The sequence below is a fragment of the Vibrio sp. 2132-1 genome (assembly GCF_033344315.1).
This window is the reverse complement of sequence record NZ_JAWPON010000272.1, coordinates 1-745: the sequence shown is the minus strand read 5'-3', so window position 1 is coordinate 745 and position 745 is coordinate 1. Positions and strand designations below refer to the sequence as shown.

Annotated in this window: 1 protein-coding gene; it reads right to left on the bottom strand. The window is 47.2% G+C overall.

Annotated elements, in window-relative coordinates; all coding sequences use genetic code 11:
• Window positions 1-69 precede the first annotated feature (69 nt).
• Window positions 70-745 (bottom strand): UDP-N-acetylglucosamine--N-acetylmuramyl-(pentapeptide) pyrophosphoryl-undecaprenol N-acetylglucosamine transferase (locus R8N47_RS24870; RefSeq protein ID WP_318186064.1); only part of this gene is annotated, 676 nt, incomplete at its 5' end.

The window sequence follows — 745 nt, the reverse complement described above, 5'->3', positions numbered from 1 at the left end:
ACCATCGCGCGAATCTGAGCTAAGTCTTGTGTATGTTGGATAGTCATTAATTCGATTCTCAATAATTCGTTAACGCTTTTCGGTCAAAGCGACAATGGCTTGTGCGACAACTTTGTCAGCATCTAATTTTGCGGCACTGCGTGCCTTTTGAGCCATTGAAAGTAAAGCTTGGCGATCCAATTGTTGGATCTGTTGAGTCAAAGACTCCACGGTTAAATCAGGTTGTTCAATCATCTTCGCAGCACCGCATTCCACTAAATGGTCGGCATTCAGTGCCTGTTGACGGTCTTTATGCATGAACGGGATAAAAATCGCGCCTACACCTGCTGCTGAGACTTCAGATACCGTCAATGCGCCAGAACGGCACACTAACAGATCTGCCCACGCATACGCTTGTGCAACATCATCGATAAACTCGGTCACTTCTGCATTAGCAACATTGTTCGCTTGATAAGCAGCTTGCACTTCTTGCGCTGCGCCTTTACCTGCTTGATGACGAATACAGTAGTCTTGTCCCAAGTTTGCCATCACCGCTGGCAATGTTTGATTAAGAATACGCGCCCCTTGGCTGCCGCCCATAACAAGAATACGAATTGGTCCTTCTCTCTCTTGCATACGTTGAGCGGGCTCATCCAACTGCGTTACGTCTTCACGTACTGGGTTACCGACAACCGCCGCAGAAGGAAATGCGCCGGGAAACGCTTGAAAGACTTTCTTAGCGATCTTTGATAGCCATTGATTTGTT